Source organism: Rhizobium sp. Nf11,1 (assembly GCF_050587665.1).
In the GTDB taxonomy this organism is placed as follows: Bacteria; Pseudomonadota; Alphaproteobacteria; order Rhizobiales; family Rhizobiaceae; genus Rhizobium.
Genome location: NZ_JBOBHU010000002.1, coordinates 223755 through 240032 on the forward strand (window position 1 = coordinate 223755; position 16278 = coordinate 240032).

The 16278-nt window shown below is 61.0% G+C and carries 23 protein-coding genes; 18 read left to right on the plus strand and 5 right to left on the minus strand.

Annotation, left to right across the window (positions count from 1 at the left end):
* Window position 1 precedes the first annotated feature (1 nt).
* The 8 genes from ACQ7C1_RS03870 (at window position 2) to ACQ7C1_RS03905 (ending at window position 6833) form a co-directional block, all read left to right on the plus strand.
* Window positions 2-1675, plus strand: coding sequence for a response regulator (locus ACQ7C1_RS03870; RefSeq protein WP_430957390.1), 1674 nt, complete (start codon window positions 2-4; stop codon window positions 1673-1675).
* A gap of 282 nt (window positions 1676-1957) precedes the next feature.
* Window positions 1958-3733, plus strand: a complete 1776-nt coding sequence (treZ, locus tag ACQ7C1_RS03875) for a malto-oligosyltrehalose trehalohydrolase (RefSeq protein ID WP_430957391.1) — start codon at window positions 1958-1960, stop codon at window positions 3731-3733.
* A gap of 13 nt (window positions 3734-3746) precedes the next feature.
* Window positions 3747-5666 carry a 4-alpha-glucanotransferase gene (gene malQ / locus ACQ7C1_RS03880; protein ID WP_430957392.1) on the plus strand — a complete coding sequence of 640 codons (1920 nt, stop codon included), beginning with the start codon at window positions 3747-3749 and terminating at the stop codon, window positions 5664-5666.
* 11 nt (window positions 5667-5677) lie between these two features.
* Window positions 5678-5878 (plus strand): hypothetical protein, encoded by a 201-nt coding sequence (locus ACQ7C1_RS03885; RefSeq protein WP_183698362.1) that lies wholly within the window; start codon window positions 5678-5680, stop codon window positions 5876-5878.
* Window positions 5879-5981: 103 nt separating this feature from the next.
* A complete protein-coding gene (locus ACQ7C1_RS03890) occupies window positions 5982-6197 on the plus strand; it encodes a hypothetical protein (protein ID WP_097600560.1) in 216 nt (71 codons plus the stop codon).
* Window positions 6198-6207: 10 nt separating this feature from the next.
* Window positions 6208-6390: a hypothetical protein gene (locus ACQ7C1_RS03895; RefSeq protein ID WP_430957393.1), complete on the plus strand. Its 183-nt coding sequence runs from the start codon at window positions 6208-6210 to the stop codon at window positions 6388-6390.
* 9 nt (window positions 6391-6399) lie between these two features.
* The gene (locus ACQ7C1_RS03900) at window positions 6400-6588 is read left to right on the plus strand and encodes a hypothetical protein (RefSeq protein ID WP_088685813.1); all 189 of its coding nucleotides are present in this window, start codon (window positions 6400-6402) and stop codon (window positions 6586-6588) included.
* Window positions 6589-6671: 83 nt separating this feature from the next.
* Window positions 6672-6833, plus strand: coding sequence for a hypothetical protein (locus tag ACQ7C1_RS03905; RefSeq protein WP_164517833.1), 162 nt, complete (start codon window positions 6672-6674; stop codon window positions 6831-6833).
* A 69-nt stretch (window positions 6834-6902) separates the two neighbouring features.
* On the opposite strand, the gene ACQ7C1_RS03910 is transcribed toward ACQ7C1_RS03905, so the two are convergent.
* From ACQ7C1_RS03910 to ACQ7C1_RS03925, 4 genes are all read right to left on the minus strand, one after another.
* Window positions 6903-7046 (minus strand): hypothetical protein, encoded by a 144-nt coding sequence (locus ACQ7C1_RS03910; RefSeq protein ID WP_221112737.1) that lies wholly within the window; start codon window positions 7044-7046, stop codon window positions 6903-6905.
* 81 nt (window positions 7047-7127) lie between these two features.
* Window positions 7128-7352 (minus strand): hypothetical protein, encoded by a 225-nt coding sequence (locus tag ACQ7C1_RS03915; protein WP_430957394.1) that lies wholly within the window; start codon window positions 7350-7352, stop codon window positions 7128-7130.
* A gap of 47 nt (window positions 7353-7399) precedes the next feature.
* A complete protein-coding gene (locus tag ACQ7C1_RS03920; protein ID WP_097600563.1) occupies window positions 7400-7762 on the minus strand; it encodes a hypothetical protein in 363 nt (120 codons plus the stop codon).
* 133 nt (window positions 7763-7895) lie between these two features.
* The gene (locus ACQ7C1_RS03925; RefSeq protein WP_176536349.1) at window positions 7896-8144 is read right to left on the minus strand and encodes a hypothetical protein; all 249 of its coding nucleotides are present in this window, start codon (window positions 8142-8144) and stop codon (window positions 7896-7898) included.
* Window positions 8145-8527: 383 nt separating this feature from the next.
* Here ACQ7C1_RS03925 and ACQ7C1_RS03930 point away from each other — a divergent pair, with 383 nt between their 5' ends.
* The 5 genes from ACQ7C1_RS03930 to ACQ7C1_RS03950 all read left to right on the plus strand — a co-directional run bounded on the left by ACQ7C1_RS03930 (window position 8528) and on the right by ACQ7C1_RS03950 (window position 10355).
* Window positions 8528-8818, plus strand: a complete 291-nt coding sequence (locus ACQ7C1_RS03930; RefSeq protein ID WP_430957602.1) for a hypothetical protein — start codon at window positions 8528-8530, stop codon at window positions 8816-8818.
* 15 nt (window positions 8819-8833) lie between these two features.
* Entirely contained in the window at window positions 8834-9241 is a 408-nt protein-coding gene (locus tag ACQ7C1_RS03935; protein WP_430957395.1) for a hypothetical protein, read from the plus strand.
* Between the two features lie 65 nt (window positions 9242-9306).
* Window positions 9307-9555: a hypothetical protein gene (locus ACQ7C1_RS03940; protein WP_430957396.1), complete on the plus strand. Its 249-nt coding sequence runs from the start codon at window positions 9307-9309 to the stop codon at window positions 9553-9555.
* 205 nt (window positions 9556-9760) lie between these two features.
* Window positions 9761-9991, plus strand: a complete 231-nt coding sequence (locus tag ACQ7C1_RS03945) for a hypothetical protein (RefSeq protein WP_430957397.1) — start codon at window positions 9761-9763, stop codon at window positions 9989-9991.
* A 100-nt stretch (window positions 9992-10091) separates the two neighbouring features.
* The gene (locus tag ACQ7C1_RS03950) at window positions 10092-10355 is read left to right on the plus strand and encodes a hypothetical protein (protein WP_097600623.1); all 264 of its coding nucleotides are present in this window, start codon (window positions 10092-10094) and stop codon (window positions 10353-10355) included.
* Between the two features lie 30 nt (window positions 10356-10385).
* On the opposite strand, the gene ACQ7C1_RS03955 is transcribed toward ACQ7C1_RS03950, so the two are convergent.
* Window positions 10386-11456 carry a LacI family DNA-binding transcriptional regulator gene (locus ACQ7C1_RS03955; protein WP_430957398.1) on the minus strand — a complete coding sequence of 357 codons (1071 nt, stop codon included), beginning with the start codon at window positions 11454-11456 and terminating at the stop codon, window positions 10386-10388.
* 181 nt (window positions 11457-11637) lie between these two features.
* Here ACQ7C1_RS03955 and ACQ7C1_RS03960 point away from each other — a divergent pair, with 181 nt between their 5' ends.
* The 5 genes from ACQ7C1_RS03960 to ACQ7C1_RS03980 all read left to right on the plus strand — a co-directional run bounded on the left by ACQ7C1_RS03960 (window position 11638) and on the right by ACQ7C1_RS03980 (window position 16260).
* Window positions 11638-12465, plus strand: a complete 828-nt coding sequence (locus ACQ7C1_RS03960) for an ABC transporter substrate-binding protein (RefSeq protein ID WP_430957399.1) — start codon at window positions 11638-11640, stop codon at window positions 12463-12465.
* Window positions 12466-12543: 78 nt separating this feature from the next.
* Complete coding sequence (locus ACQ7C1_RS03965) at window positions 12544-14082, plus strand: amino acid ABC transporter permease/ATP-binding protein (RefSeq protein WP_430957400.1); 1539 nt, start codon at window positions 12544-12546, stop codon at window positions 14080-14082.
* A gap of 65 nt (window positions 14083-14147) precedes the next feature.
* Window positions 14148-15284, plus strand: a complete 1137-nt coding sequence (locus ACQ7C1_RS03970; protein ID WP_430957401.1) for an NAD(P)/FAD-dependent oxidoreductase — start codon at window positions 14148-14150, stop codon at window positions 15282-15284.
* 93 nt (window positions 15285-15377) lie between these two features.
* The gene (locus tag ACQ7C1_RS03975) at window positions 15378-15890 is read left to right on the plus strand and encodes a hypothetical protein (protein WP_430957402.1); all 513 of its coding nucleotides are present in this window, start codon (window positions 15378-15380) and stop codon (window positions 15888-15890) included.
* A gap of 118 nt (window positions 15891-16008) precedes the next feature.
* Window positions 16009-16260, plus strand: coding sequence for a hypothetical protein (locus ACQ7C1_RS03980; protein ID WP_430957403.1), 252 nt, complete (start codon window positions 16009-16011; stop codon window positions 16258-16260).
* Window positions 16261-16278: the final 18 nt, after the last annotated feature.

Consider the following 16278-nt stretch of genomic DNA (forward strand, 5'->3'; position numbering starts at 1 on the left):
CATGAACCCCGTCAACATCCTCCTCGTCGACGACCAGCCCGCCAAACTCCTGAGCTACGAGGTCATTCTCGAAGAGCTCGAGGAAAATCTGATCAAGGCGCAATCGGCGCGCGAAGCCTTCGAGCACCTGCTGCGCACGGAAATTGCCGTGATCCTCGTCGACGTCTGCATGCCCGAGCAGGACGGATTCGAACTGGTCAGCATGATCCGCCAGCATCCGCGCTATCAACACACACCGATCATCTTCGTCTCCGCCGTGATGCTGGCCGAACCCGACCGGTTGCGCGGCTATGCGGTAGGCGCCGTCGATTACGTCTCCGTCCCGATCGTGCCTGAAGTGCTGCGGGCCAAGGTCAGGGTCTTTGCCGATCTCTACAGGAAGACGCGGGAACTCGAACGTCTGAACGCCGAACTGGAGGCCAGGGTGCATCAGCGCACCGCTGAGCTCGAAGCGTCGGCGGCGCAGCTGCGTCAGCTGAACGAGGAGCTGGAGCACCGCATCGACCAAAGGACACGCGAACGCGAGGAGGCGCTGGCGCAGCTCTTCGAGGCACAGAAGCTCGATACGATCGGCCACCTGACAGGCGGCGTGGCGCACGACTTCAACAACCTTCTGATGGCGGTGCTTGGCAGCCTCAGTCTGCTCAAGAAGCGGCTTCCGGCGGATGAGCGCAGCGAACGTCTGGTGACGAACGCCATTCAGGCGGCCGAACGCGGTACGGCGCTCACCCAGCGCCTGCTTGCCTTCGCTCGCCGACAGGAGCTGAAGCCGCAGGCGGTCGATTTCCTCCGCCTGTTCGAAAACGTCGAGGATCTGCTCGCCAAGGCGGTCGGACCGCGCGTCGAAATCCGAAAGCGCATCCCTGCGGATCTGGAGCCGCTGCTGGTGGACAGCAATCAGCTGGAACTGGCGCTGCTCAACTTGTTCGTCAATGCGAGGGATGCGCTCGAAAGCGGCGGTGCGGTGACCGTCGCGGCTGCGGCGGAGGAGACCCGGCCGGCCGGTCTTGCAGGTGGAAATTACATCAAGATATCGGTGTCGGACGATGGCGAGGGAATGGACGAAGCGACGGTTCTGCGCGCTGCCGAGCCATTCTTCACCACGAAGGGGATCGGCAAGGGCACCGGGCTCGGCCTGTCGATGGTGCACGGCCTGGCAGCGCAATCGGGCGGTTCGATCCAGATTTCGAGCACGAGAGGCAAGGGCACGACCGTTTCGCTCTGGCTGCCGGTCGCGCAGACCATTGCCAAGGCGCAGCCGGCAGTCGTGCCTGCGACCGCGGAACCCCTGAATCCGGTCTCGCGATCGCTTGCCATCCTCGTCGTCGACGACGACGCACTCGTCAGGACCGGAACCGTGGCAATGCTGGAGGACCTCGGGCACCTGCCGCGGGAAGCGGCTTCCGCTACCCAAGCTTTGGAATTCCTCGCCGGCGGACAGGAGTGTGATCTCGTCATCACCGATCATGCCATGCCGGGCATGACGGGCGCCGAGCTCGCACGCCATCTTCGTTCAGCCTTCCCCAACCTGCCCGTTATCCTCGCTTCCGGCTATGTCGAGCTTGCCGAGGATCAGGGGCTCGGCCGGATGCTCAGGATGGCGAAGCCGTTCACGCAAGAGCAGCTCCAAGCGGCCATGGACGAGGCGCTGAGAGACAAGGTCGCAGCGGCATGATGATCGAAGCGGCAGCCGTTGGGGGATGCTGCATAATCGACGTTTCTTCATTCACCCCTAAGTCACCAGCCTGAGTGGCGGAGGAATCGGCTGCCGTGCCCGCGGATGCCGCCCATGAGGCCCGCGGTTAACATGGAAAACTGCTCTTCGTCCGTGTGAACCTTTCAGCATGAACACGCCGCGACCGCTGATGAGATTTCGTCGCGCGTACTCTACCCCGGCGAAACTTTTCGCTCTGCTGAAAGTTACTCAAACCCATCCTCACTCACCGAAGGCTTCCCCTTGACCAAAACGATGTTCGGCCCCGCATTCACCGAAGATGGCGTTCTGTTTCGCCTTTGGGCTCCACTGCATGAAAGCGTTTCGTTGAAAATCGAAGGCTCTGATCCGCGCCCGATGCAAGCGGCTGAAGATGGCTGGCATAAGTGCGCGGTCGCGAATGCCGGCCCTGGTACGCAGTATCGCTTCATCCTGCCGGACGGTCTTCAAATTCCCGATCCTGCTTCGCGCTTCCAGCCGCAGGATGTGCATGGTCCGAGCGAAGTGGTCGACCTTTCCGCCTATCGCTGGAAAACGGGCGACTGGACGGGCCGGCCATGGGAAGAGATGGTCATCTACGAACTGCATATCGGCTGCTTTACACCGCAGGGGACCTTCAGGGCCGCGATCGAACGTCTCGACCATCTGCGGGAACTGGGCGTCGCGGCGCTGCAAATCATGCCGCTCAGCGACTTCCCCGGCCGCTACAACTGGGGCTATGACGGCGTGCTTCCCTATGCGCCCGACAGCAGTTACGGCCGGCCGGAAGATCTCATGGCGCTGGTGGATGCGGCGCACGAACGTGGCATTTCGGTCTTTCTCGACGCGGTCTACAACCACTTTGGGCCAGACGGGAACTATATTCCCTCCTACGCACCGCTCTTTACCGATCATCACAAGACGCCCTGGGGCCACGGCATCAATTATGACGGCGACGGCTCTGAGATGATCCGCGAATTCGTCATAGAGAACGCCATCTATTGGATCAGCGAGTTCAGACTTGACGGTTTTCGCTTCGACGCCGTCCACGCCATCATGGACGACAGTTCTGAGCATCTTCTTCACGCGCTTGCGCGCCGCGTCAGAGCTGCGGCCGGTGGCCGGCATGTTCATCTGATCGTGGAAAACGAGGAGAATGACAGCGACCTTCTGAAGCGTGACGCAGACGGTGAGGCGAGGCTGTTCAACGCCCAATGGAACGACGACCTGCATCACGCGCTGCATATCGCTGCCACGGGGGAAACCTTCGGCTATTATGCCGATTACGTGAGTGACGCCGGCAAGCTCGGCCGGGCTCTGGCGGAAGGCTTCGTGTTCCAGGGCGAGCATATGCCCTATCGCGGCGGGAGCCGGGGTAAGCCGAGCGGCCATCTGCCGTCCACCGCCTTCGTCTCCTTTATCCAGAACCATGATCAGATCGGCAATCGGGCGCTGGGGGACCGGATTATGGCTTCGAGCCCGACCAATGCCATCAAGGCCGTCACATCGATCTACCTGCTGGCACCTGAGATACCGATGCTGTTCATGGGTGAGGAATGGGGTGCGCGAGAACCTTTTCCGTTTTTCTGCGATTTCAACGAGGATCTGAACGAAAAGGTCAGAAAGGGCAGGCGTGAGGAGCTTTCGCGCCTGCCGGGTTTCGATGTGGACGAGCATCTCGATCCGACGGCGCCGTCGACCTTTGCGGCTGCCAAGCTCGACTGGTCGAAACGCGCGTCTGAAATGCTTGAATTCTACAAGACGCTTCTCGACCTCCGACATCGACGGATCGTACCCCTGCTGAAAGGAGCCAGAGGCGGAAACGGGGTCTACCGCTCCGCAGGTGCAACGCTCGCGGTGGATTGGGTCCTGGCCGGCGACCGGCGCCTTCATCTGGATGCCAATCTCGGCGGCGAGGCGGCGCCGCTTCTGCGGCGGCGCCAAGAAGGCGAAACGATCTTCCGCCTCGGCGGCAGCGATGGAGGACAATTGGCGCCCTGGACGGTGATCTGGAGCATCTCGCGTGAGGGCCTGGCATGAAGGCGATCGGACGATGAAATCCGCCGAGCTCGAAAAGCTCGCCCGGCGATACGGGATCAGCCCGACCAGGCCCAGTCCCGAGGATCGCGAGGTGGCGATTTCCGCCGACACCAAACGCAAGATACTCTCGGCTTTGGAAGTCGATCTGTCAGGAACCACCCATCGGCAGACGGTTGCACCGCGGCGGGAGCAGGAGCCGGGGCCGGCGAATGACGCAAGTCCCAAGTCATTTCTGCCGGACTTCCTGCTCAACACGCGGGTCTGGGGTATCAGCCTGCAGCTTTACGAACTGCGTTCGGCGCGAAACTGGGGCATCGGCGATTTCGAGGATCTGTCAGACGTGGCCGACCTGGCGGGGAAGCTTGGCGCTGATTTTATCGGTCTCAATCCGCTGCACGCACCATTTCTTGCCGATCCCGATCGCTGCAGCCCTTATGAACCTTCAAGCCGTCAGCATCTCAACCCGCTCTATATCGCGGTCGATAGGTTGCCAGGTTTTGTCAGTAGTGCCGAACTCGAACGGCAACTGGAGGGACTTCGCCGAAGCGACCTTGTCGATTATGCCGGAGTTGCGAGGACCAAGCTTGGAATTCTGCGGGACCTATGGAGCGCCTGGCTGCAGGCGGGTGCAACCGATGAACGCTACGATCCCGTTGATTTCGATGCCTTCGTCGCGCGCGGCGGCAACAGCTTGCGGCGCCATGCGCTCTTTGAATGTCTTTCGCTCTCCATGGCGGAACGCGGGGCAGGCGCCGGCTGGCGGGGGTGGCCGGCAGATTTCCGGCGCTCTGACAGCGCCGCCGTCGCCGAATTCGCGCGCGAGCATGCGGACGAGGTCCGCTTCCACATGTGGCTGCAGTGGCTCGCTCATCAGCAACTGCTTCAGGCAGCGGACCGGGCGCGGGAAGCCGGCCTGCGGATCGGACTTTATCTCGATCTCGCCGTGGGCGAGGCGGTCGACGGATCGGCCACATGGAGCGAGCCGGATGTCTATATCTCGAAGGCGACCATCGGCAGCCCTCCCGATCCATTCGCGGTGGAGGGACAGGACTGGCATCTAGCCGGATATCTGCCTTCCGCGATCGCTTCGGGAGACAGCTCGCCTTACCGGCGCATGGTGAGCGCCGCCATGCGCTATGCCGGTGCGATCCGGATCGATCACGCCCCGGCGCTCCGGCGCCTGTTTCTGGTGCCGCTCGGCAGCAGGCCGGATGGCGGCGCCTATGTCCGCTACCCCCAGTATCAGCTTCTGCAGATCCTGGCCGAGACCTCCGCCAAGTATCGATGCCTCGTCATCGGCGAAGCGCTGGGAATGATCCCGCCGGATTTGCCTGACGAGCTGGCGGCGGCGCAGATCCTTTCGTATCGCATTCTCTCCTATGAACAGGACGAAAAAGGCTTCAAGCCGCCGGATGCCTATCCCGTCTTTGGCCTGACCTGCATTTCAACGCACGACCATCAGACGCTCGCCGGCTGGTGGCGCAGCGCCGACATCCAGGATCGCCGCGACCACGGCATCGTGCCGCCCGATCTCACGGCAAAACATCTCCAGCACCGCCGGCGCGAGCGACGAAATCTGAAGGCGGCGCTCCGCGCTGCCGACATCGATGTGCCGGCCCGTCTCAGCGCAAGGGCGAGCCGGAAGACCTTGAGGGAACTGACGGTCAGCGCCTACCGCTTCGTGGCCCGTACTCCGTCGCTTCTCGTGGCGGTTCGGCTTGCCGACATGACCGACGAGAAAAGGCCCACCAATATCCCTGGCACGAGCGACAGTTACCCCAATTGGAAGCTGAAGTTGTCGCTGTCGTTGGCGGAGCTGGCGTCGAACCCTCTGCTGCATCGCATTACGGCGGCGATGCGGGAAGAAAGGCCACGGATTCACGCGGCAACGGAACGATCAGGAAGCAGGCGGATTTCGAATAGACAGGGATAAGGATCGCCGAGATGAAAGCCAGAAGACCACTTGTCGAAGTTGCCGTAGAAACCGAGGAAGGACGGGTGCCGCTGGGCATCATGAACGCCAAGCAGGCATTGTCGCTTCCTGACGATCTCGACGTGAAGGTATCGCATCCCGATCATGAGCCGGGCAGCACCGACAATTTCATTCCCAAGGGCGAACTGCAGCGGCACCTGGACAAGCCTTAGGACGTCTCAGCTTGTCCGCTCGAGCGTCAGGCGATTTGAGTTTCGCATCCCGGAACCTCCATGAGCTTGGCGTGTTTGACTCCACAAATGAAAGGAGAAAACCATGGCACATGCCGACCGGAAACATATTGGCGCGGGCGCGAAGGGGAAGGGCGACGGAAGCGGCGCGATGACCAATCTCGACGAGGAAAAGCTTCCCGCAAACACAGTTCTTTCGAACCGTGACAAGACCCGGCACTCCAAAGAGCGCGGTCTCGACGGCAAGACGATTCAGACCGAGCAATACTCGGATCACAGCTCCAATCGGAATCCTAAATGAGGACAAGGTGATGAGCAGCAGATTACCTCCCATTCCCGCCGACAACGTCAGTAACAAGGGAGCCGGCAAGCCCCGGCAGACCGAGTCAGAGGATACTGCGGTGGCAAGCGGCAACGAAAACCCTGATAAGAAGGGTCAACTAGGAAACACCAAAGTCAACACCACCCATCAGGGTTACCAGCAGGACAGGTAGGAGGCATCTATGTCTACGTCGAAGAAGAGCCCATCGACTATCCGCCAGGGCGGCCCAGGCGCATCCCATGAAAACGCCAAGGCGCCGCTCGAGATACCGAAGCCGCCAGCCGAGCCGGATAGACGTACGCGAAGCAAGGTTTCGGGCGGCGGCGGCGAGCATGATCGCCACCACACCCACGACGCAAGAGAGAAGTGAGGGACAGACCTGGCGGTGGAACCCGATGAGCCCAAAGCACGAGGTCCACCGCTTCACATGATCAACATGACGGAAAACAGACCATGACGACCGCATTCATCCTTGTTGCACTGGCTCTCATCGTCATCTACGCCGGCCCGACATTGCTTTACATCTGCGTCGGCTATGCTGACTACATGATCGAACGGCGCCGACATTTGCTGGCTGTAAAACACGCGGTAAAGCGCCGCAGCGACGAGCTTTAGTTGTCCGGTCGACGGCGGGCCAGGATTTCATCCACGCTTGGGAAGCCGATATCTTCGGCCGCCGCAGTTTCACTCGATTTCGTCGGCACGCTGGGTGATCGCGAACTCCTGAAGGATGCCGGCCATTTCGGGGTCGTTGCCGGCATGTGCAATAAGAGCGTAGAAGGCCGCACGAACGATCTCTTTCTTGGTGGCCTGCGGATGTGATTTCATCCTTGATCAGCTGCTTCGGTGTGATATTGGCCCGCGTTTCCTTCAGAATGGCCTCGCCAGGCTCCTTCAGATCCTGGTCTTTCAGTCGATTTCCCCGGAATCCTTGTCTCCGATTTCCTGGACATCATGATCAGGTAGAATGCGATGCTTTACTTCCTCGGCCGCGACCGCGATTCCTCTGGCCGTTCCCGCCAGGGCAATCTCGGCCGCGATAAGAGGGTGCTTGCGCACAAGCTTTCCGAGCGCCTTGGCCGTCGCGGCCGCTTTGGCCTGAGACAAGACGCCTTTATCGGCGCGTTTGCGCAAGAGAGATTCCAGCTTTCGCTTCGAATGCTTTCGGGGCGGCGTCGCATCTAATGCACGGCGACGCCCTTCCGAGGGTTTTCTTCCGCCTGCTTCCGGATATTCTTCGGAAGCGCCGAACTGGCGGCCTCACGCACAACATCGATGGCCGCATCGGCGGCACTATGGAAGGCCTGCCCGACCAGCCCAAGAGTCTTCGCGCTCTTGCGCGTACTCGATTTTGCGGCGCCGGCAATGTCCTCGCGGTCCTCCACCAGCACGGCCGCAGCAGCGCCGGCTCCCGCAATCAGCGCCTTTCCCAGCGTGTCACGACCGGTGGGGCTCGCCAGTAAGGTTTTCAGTATGGAATTCTTTCGGATGGCTTTCGGCACCTTGTAACCTGCAATCTTCTTCGGAATCTTTGTCTTGGCCATAACGCACCTCCTTCAGACCGTGAGAACGCGGCAAAGCGCACCCTGTTCCGAGAGTGGGTGGCACCGCGCGAAGGAGGAGCTTCGCCTCTTGTTTGCGGCAACTTCGGCTCGCCGAAGCAAAGGTTAGCAGATGTTAGTGGATCGAGTGAGAGGTGGCAGCATTGATCTTGAGCAGATCCGGGGCGGGAAACATCTCGATCAATCCTGCGGCGAGTTCGTCGACATCGGTCTTGCCTTCATTGAAGAGCTGGATGGCGGCGCTGCACAGGATCTGGCTGTCGTGTTCGCTTACCGAGACGCCGAAATGGCGATACCAGCTCATGACAGCCTTCGACAGGCATCTGAAATCCTGCGGGAGTATCGGTCGGTAGAAAATCGACATGAAAGTCCGCCACGATTGCCGGTTAACGTCATCGCTCTTCACCTAATCAAGATAGTAGCCGCCCCGTTTGATACCAAGCGGCCTGTTTCCTTGGTGCGTTAGCGCACGGAGCCGCTATTCGAGCGCTTCGGAGCCTCTCTTGCCTTTACGCCAGGACACCGGCCGCAATGGGCGGCCTGGATGAAACGTTGGCGCGCCAGTTCGGCGCTTCCGCGTCGGCGATACGCATCGACGCAGCGCCGCGCTTCGCTTCGAAATAACCGCCGCCCCGGTGTTCCTGTTCGAAGAGGAACTCCTGCCTGCTACCACCGGGTTCCGGAACAATGTCCGCCGCGCCTTGTTATTTGTGCGACAGGCAAATGCCGAAGCAGCCGGAGGATTCGATGAGGCGGAGCATGGGACTGGCGCTGATTTTGGCCGTCGCGCTGACAGGCTGCATGACCAGCGCAGGTAATTACTCGTCGGCCGGGTTGGAGCCCATCCCAGGCAGCATCACCTATCACGGTCAGCCGCGCACCAAGTTGACCAGATCGCCGGTCGGTTCATCCTTTCCGCACACCTTCACGGATCAATGGGGGCGGCAAGTCGAGGAGATTTATATTATCCAGCCCGACCGAAGCTTGGTGATTTCCCAGCGCCATTACCGACCGGTTTTTTCGCTCGATGACGACTAGGAAGGAGACCTGATCATGCCGCGCCGCAAGAACACTGTCGGGACGACGCTTGATACCGAAGGAGCCAAAATCGGCGAGCCGGTTCCGAAAGCGATCATCGATATCAACACCGCCTCCGTCGGGGTCCCCCGCCAGGCCGAGAATGATTTGCGCACAGAATTGAGCGATCTGCGGCAACAGGTCGATAGGCTTCAGCAGCAAGTGATCAGCGCCGGGCGATCGGCAAAGGCCGGCGCCGAAGAGGCTGCCCGCCAGACCGGAGCTCTGGTGAAACATTATCCGCTATCATCCTTTGCCCTCATGGCTGCTGTCGCGGGTTTGTTGGCGCTTGCCTCGCGTCAGCTCTCCCCACCGCGCCATCGTGGGCCGTCGGCCTTGCGCGAACTCAAGGATTTGTACGAAAGGATGCGCGAGCGGATCTGACAAGATTTTAGGATTGCCAGCATCCCGATTCTGCCCGACTGTCTGTCGGGCAAGGAGGGAAATGCATGCTCGACGTCCTTATACGAAGCGCTCTCGATATTGTCCGGCGCGCGGAGCGCTTGATCGAAGCGGCGAGAGGGCTGCTGGACAGGCATGATCTTGATGAGGTCGAGCGATATGAACTCGGTTATGAGATCGAACGGCTGAGGGACGCCGTTCTTGCGGTGGACGAGGCCGTCCGGTCGCTCGCGCGCAGGAGCGAACGTTGGCCGCAGGTCGCTCGGGTCCACGCATTGCAGACGACATTGCATTAATCGCGTGACTTTTACAGGCACTTGCCGCTTGCATAAGCTGCTGATTTCTATGCATTTTTTCAGACGAAACTGCATGTCACGCTGATGTCACGCGACCATGGGCGCAATATATGCTTGATTGGGCCGCTTAGCGCTTATGATTTCCGGGCCGGATGCACTGAACAGGGGGCGAGGGACAGAGCGCTGTTATCGTTGGGGCATCGCGATGACTTTGAACACCTCCGGGCAAATATCCGAGCCCGACGAATGCGTATTTCCGGTTCACACCCGGACGATCGCTGAGATACGCTATGATATTCTCAACCAGGTCATGACGGTCGTCTATCACGACGGCCGCTTGCGCACGACAACCGGCATACAGGGTCCGGCGATGCTTAGGATCCTCGCCCAGCGTCCGCTGGAGCGGTCCCCGTTTCTGCTGCAGACGGTCATCTGATCGAGAAATCAGGCGCATCCGCCGCTAAATTGTCTTCGTCGTGCATCCATTTAGGAAGAGCTGCGTTCATCCTGATAGCCAGACCATGGAGGGAACGCCGATGACCTTTCCACCACCAAAAGCCGAGGCTCCCGCTCAGCGCTTCGAAGAAGCGAGTGCTGCTGCGCGCGACGCTTTGGAGAGGCTGATTGCAGCCGCCAATGAAGCCGGTTGGGGAACCGAGGAAATCTCGGTCGCATTCCTCGAGGCGGCGCGATTTTTGACCGAAGCAAATAAAAAAGATCCAGATCCTGCCGACGATCCCGTGATTAGCGACGTGCCGGGCAAGCGGGAGCAGATCGGCCACGGCGAGCTTTTCGATTAGACGCCGCTTCATTCCTGCTTTGGAACAAGCTCACCCGCCAATCCTTGCGACCGAGCTGCGGATGACGAGGCTCGTACTGACCCGCAGCCGTTCAACGGCAAGGGGGATCTGTTCGATGCGGGCGACGAGCCGCTCGCCGGCGAGTTTGCCCATCTCGTAGACGCGCTGGTCGACGACGGTAATCGGCGGCACGGTCACGCTTGTCCAATCGGCATCCAGGAAGGAAATCATCGAGATATCGCCGGGAATTGAGAGACCGAGTGATTGCAGCGACTTGAAGACGCGCAGCCCCACCAGGCTGTCCGATGCGAGGACCGCGGTTGGCTGCAATGGGTCCGCCAGCAGGCGTTTGATCACGGTGTCCGTCTGCGGTTGATCGGTCGCGCCAAGCCGCACAGAGTGAAGGGGGTCGGACAAGCCCGCTTCCGTCAGCACGCTTATGAAGCCTTCCACGCGTTCACGCACGGCAGAATTCGATATCCGGCTGATATCGGTGAGTCCGCCGTCCTCGGCGTCCATGGCCGAGACGTAAGCGAGACGTCGATGTCCTGCGTCGACCATAAATCGGGCAGCGGCGATGGCAGCCTCGCGATCATCGCCGGTCACGGCGTCGACATCGAGCTCCGGAATGCTCCGGTCGAAGAGGACCAGTGGCATACCGGCGCGGCCGACGTGTCGGAGATGGTCGAAGCTGTCACAGCGGGCGGGCGTCACGATCAGGCCGTCGACACGCTTGCCGATCAGGAGTTCGACGGCTGATTTTTCCGATTCGAGCTTCTCGCCCGAATTGGAGATGATTACATCGAAGCCGGCGAGCCGAGCCGCATCGCTGATGCCACGCACCGCCAGACTGAAGAAGGCGTTTTCGATATCGCCGACGACGATCCCGATGATGCCGGACCGGCCGGTGCTCATGCTGCGCGCAAGCTCGTTCGGCCGGTATTCGAGGGCGACCGCCGCCGCCATGACCTGATCCTTGATCTTGCCGCTGACGACGCCGTAACCGCCGAGCACGCGGGCGGCCGTCGCTTTCGACACCCGTGCCGCCTTCGCGACATCGGCGACTGTGACTGAACGTTTTGGCGCAGCGGAATCTTCCATGCCGCAGCACTACAAGAGTTGTTGACGGCCGGTCAATTGACAGTTATCAAATATGCTGTGAGACCGGTCTCTTTTTAGTGGAGACCGGTATCGTTGCAGATTGCCCCGCCGCAGAAGGGCGGCGATGGCGGTTGAACAGACAGTGCCGACAAGAGCATTCTTTCCGGAGCGGAGAACCAACATGAAGCTTTTTGAATCATTTCCGGCAGTCATTGCGCCCCTGCAAGCGGGCCTCGCGGCCTGCCTTCTGGCTATGGGAGTGGGCTTTGCAGCTGCGGCTGACAATCCCTACAATCTGATCGAGCCCAGCGTCATCAGTGTCGGCACGATGGGAGATGCCAAACCCTATACATTCGCGACAGCGGATGGCCAGTTTACCGGTTTCGACATCGAACTGTTTCTCAACGTCGTGTCCCGGCTCGGCTTTGCGAAAGACAAGGTCACGTTCACCGGCCAGGAATTTTCGGCGCTCCTGCCATCGGTGGCAAACGAGCGGTTCGACGTTGCCGTCGCCGCGATCGGAACCACCGAAGCCCGCAAGAAGACCGTTGACTTCTCCGACGGCTATCTCGCCGGTTATCTCTCCGTGCTGACGTCGGACTCCGCCATCAAGGACGCGACCGGGCTGAATGGCAAGCGGCTCGGCGTCGTGCAGGGAACCTTACAGGAAGTCTACGCCGCCAAGAATTTTGGCGAAACCGATCTCGTGAAATTTCCCGACAACAATTCCGCCGTCGCCGCTCTCAACAACGGCACGATCGATGCGCATTTCCTCGACTACGAGGCGGCCAAACAATATGGTGAGCGCTATCCTGCGCTGAAAGTCGCCGTCAATATTCCGTCCTTCGATGCACCGGCGGGCTTTGTGATCAGGAAGGGAAACGATACCTTCCGCACGGCGCTGAACGGCGCTCTTCACGAGGCAATGCAGGACGGTACCTGGAAGACCCTCTATGAGAAGTGGTTCCCCGGCTCGCCGATGCCGGATCAATACCTCCCCAAAAAGTGAGGCCGCGAGCCGTCCGTTTAAAACGGACGGCTGACCTCGATGGCGGCACGCCCGGCGAGGGCTTCGATGGGGATTTTTATGAATTGGCTTGAGAATCTGCGCCGCAGCTTCCTCGACTGGGAGGCGATGGCGGACGTGCTGCCGAGCATGATCAATGTCGGCCTGAAGAATACTTTGATCCTGGCCGCGGCTTCGACCGTGCTCGGCGTCATCATCGGCATGGTTCTTGCCGTAATGGGTATCTCTCAGTCTCGGTGGCTGCGGCTGCCGGCGCGCATCTACACCGATATCTTCCGCGGGCTGCCGGCGATCGTCACGATCCTGATCATCGGCCAGGGCTTTGCCCGGATTGGACGCGATATCTTCGGTCCGTCGCCGTTCCCGCTGGGAATTCTTGCGCTCAGCCTGATCGCTGGCGCTTATATCGGCGAAATCTTTCGCTCGGGCATCCAAAGCGTCGAGCGTGGGCAGATGGAGGCCTGCCGGGCGCTCAGCATGAGCTATGGGCAAGGCATGCGCCTGATTGTCATACCGCAGGGCATCAGGCGCGTACTGCCGGCGCTGGTCAACCAGTTCATCGGCAACGTCAAGGATTCGAGCCTCGTTTATTTCCTCGGATTGCTCGCCTCCGAGCGGGAGATTTTCCGCGTTGGGCAGGACCAGGCGGTCGTCACCGGCAATCTTTCGCCGCTGCTGCTGGCAGGCGTTTTCTACCTCGTGATCACCGTGCCGCTAACCCATTTCGTCAATTATATCGATGCGAGGCTGCGATTGGGTAAGCAGGGGCGCGGTCCCAGTCCTGCGAGCGGATTGGTCGAGGTGAGCGAGCTTGCGGCGGCAGCCGGTCCCCACTCCATCGTCGACGCCGCGAGCTGCGATAACCGGCATTTCAGGGGCGGGACCCTGCAAATCCGGAATTTGAGCATGTCCTACGGCGAGCTCGAGGTACTCAAGGGTGTCGATCTCGATATCCCCGCCGGAACCGTCACTTGCATCATCGGCCCTTCCGGCTCAGGAAAATCAACGCTGCTGCGTTGCATGAACAGGCTTGTCGAGCCGAAGGGTGGCGACATACGGCTCGACGGCGAAAGCATCCTGACTATAAGGCCGGAAAAGCTTCGTCGCCGGGTCGGCATGGTGTTCCAGCACTTCAACCTGTTTCCCGATCACACCGCTCTCGAAAACGTCATGCTTGCGCTGACGAAGATCAAAAAGATGCCGAGGCAGCAGGCGCGACGCGTCGCCGAGGCGCGCCTGGCCGATGTCGGTCTGGCCGCGCGCGGGGATCACCGGCCGGCGGGCCTGTCCGGCGGGCAGCAGCAGCGCGTCGCGATCGCTCGGGCGCTGGCCATGGATCCGGAGGTCATCCTGTTCGACGAGGTGACGAGCGCGCTAGATCCCGAATTGGTGAAGGGCGTGCTCGACCTGATGGCCACGCTCGGCCGTCAGGGGATGACCATGGCCGTCGTGACGCATGAGATGGGATTTGCCCGCCGCGTGGCCGACCAGGTGGTTTTCATGGACGGGGGCCGTATCGTCGAAGCCGGCTCGCCGCAGCAGATTTTCGACAATCCGCAAAGCGAGCGGCTGAAGCGCTTCCTTGCGGAAGTTCTCTGAGGCGCCAGGCCGGCAACGCGCGCAATTCGGTTCGATCAAACAAGAGCAGGAACAGGGTACCCCACATGAATGCTTACACCAAACCTTCGAAGGTCGTTGTCATCGGCGGCGGGATTTTCGGCGTCTCGAGCGCGCTGCATTTGGCTCGGCTTGGGGTTGACACTCTGCTTGTCAATGACGGCGCGCTTGCCAACGGTGCCTCCGGCCGATCTCTCGCTTGGCTGAACTCGGCGCGAAAACGCTCCGATGCCTATCACCGGCTGCGTCTGGCAGGCATTGACCGCTATCGCACGCTGGCTGCTCGATACCCCGATGCCTCATGGCTGCGCTTTGACGGCGGGCTGACCTGGGATGCGGACGACGCCAGCAATGAGATCGCCGAAATCTTCGACCATGAACGTGACCTCGGCTATCACGCTCAATGGCTCACCCCGGAGAAGATCGCTGCGGTGACGCCCGGCGTCGACCCGAGCGCTGTGACGCCGCAAGGCGCAATCTTCAACCCGGGGGAGGGGTGGGTCGATCTTCCATCTCTGATCGGCAGGCTTGCGGAAGAATTCCGTGCGCTTGGCGGCGAGATCATCACGGATGCCGGACGCGCGGCGGTCGATGTCAGCAACGGGCGCGCCCACGGCGTAATCACGGCGGACGGCGCGCGTTACGACGCCGACGCCGTGCTACTTGCTGCAGGCAGCAAGGTTCCGGCAATTGTTGCTGAGGCTGGCCAGCAGATCGAGGATGCGACACCCATCGCCCTTCTTGTCAGGACAAAGCCGATCAGCCACCCGCTGAAGGCCGTGCTCAACACCCCGCGCATCGCCATTCGACCGATGCCCAATGGCGGCTTCGCACTCGATTCCGCCTGGTCGGAGGAAGAGGTGAGCGCCAACCCCCACGGCGGCTACAATGTCAGGCAATCGACGCTGCAGGGACTGCTGCGAGAAGCGTCGAGAGTCCTCGAAGGCAATCCGGTCCTTGAGATCGAAGATTATGGGGTCGGTCCGAAACCGATTCCGGGTGATGGCGAGCCGGTTTTCGGCGAGCTGTCATCGATTCCGGGTTATTTCGTCGCCTTCAGCCATAGCGGCGCCACCCTTGGCCTGATTGCCGGCGAGCTGTTGGCCGACGAGATCGCCATGGGCCGCCGCCATCCGCTGCTTTCCGACTTCCGCCCTGAGCGCTTCAGCGCGGCGTCCCGGTGACAGCCACGATGCGGATGGTCGCCAGCCTGACGTCGGACGGATCAATTTGAGCCATCGAACGTTCTGCCGAAAGGAACCAACGGGAGACGCATCATGATCAAGGATGAGGCCGCCGCCTTCGGCGCCGAAAATGATCGCGGCGATGCCGCCGCTTCAATGCCGAATGGAGAAGAATCGACCATCAATCCGGATCTCGTTCGGCGTGAGGGGTTCGCGAGCGAGGCCGAATACCGCGCCTACTTTGCCACCTTGGGCGGAGATATGTCCGCCCCGACCGAAGATCATGTCGGAGCACCGGTGCAGACCTCCGGGGAGCACATTTTGGAAAGCCGGCTGCAGGAACTGAGGTGGGAACTCGAAATCCTTCGCGCCCGCCTTCATGGGATCAGACGCCAGGCCACGACGGTTGTCACCGAAAACGTCCGGTGGGCTGATTCCAGCGCCCATGCCCAACTCGGCGACCAACCGTGGCTGAAGCTCGCCGGCGCGATGGCGGGTGCCTTCGTCATCACAAGGGGGCTGAGACGGCTGCCTTGGGGAAGCGTGGTGACAACGGCGTTACCCTTGGCCGTCGCTGCGATGAATCGAAAGCTCGCCCGGCGGTGATGGCCGCAGGCACCGATGGGTTTAGGTGAGATCGCGCGTCGGTTTCTTCACCATGGAAGGAACGCCATCATCTCGCCGAAGTGTTCGTGACATCCTAGCGCTTTAAACGGAGGCGAACATGGCTGGACATGACGATCGCTACGTCGAGATTACGACGCGTCTTCGCTCGGTACAGTCGTTCTGCGATTTCCTCTCGCAGGGCGGAACTGTCCGCGTCGCCGTATCGGAGGGCGAACCGTACAAGGATGTTACTGCCACGTTGCTGGAGCGGAACCGCCGGGAGGCGGAAGCACTCGCCCGCACGCGCAGGCACCTCTACCCGGAACTCGCCGATGAAGAGGTGGCGCCGCCGCTCTACAGCCGTCACTGACGCCCGCACACGTTTGAG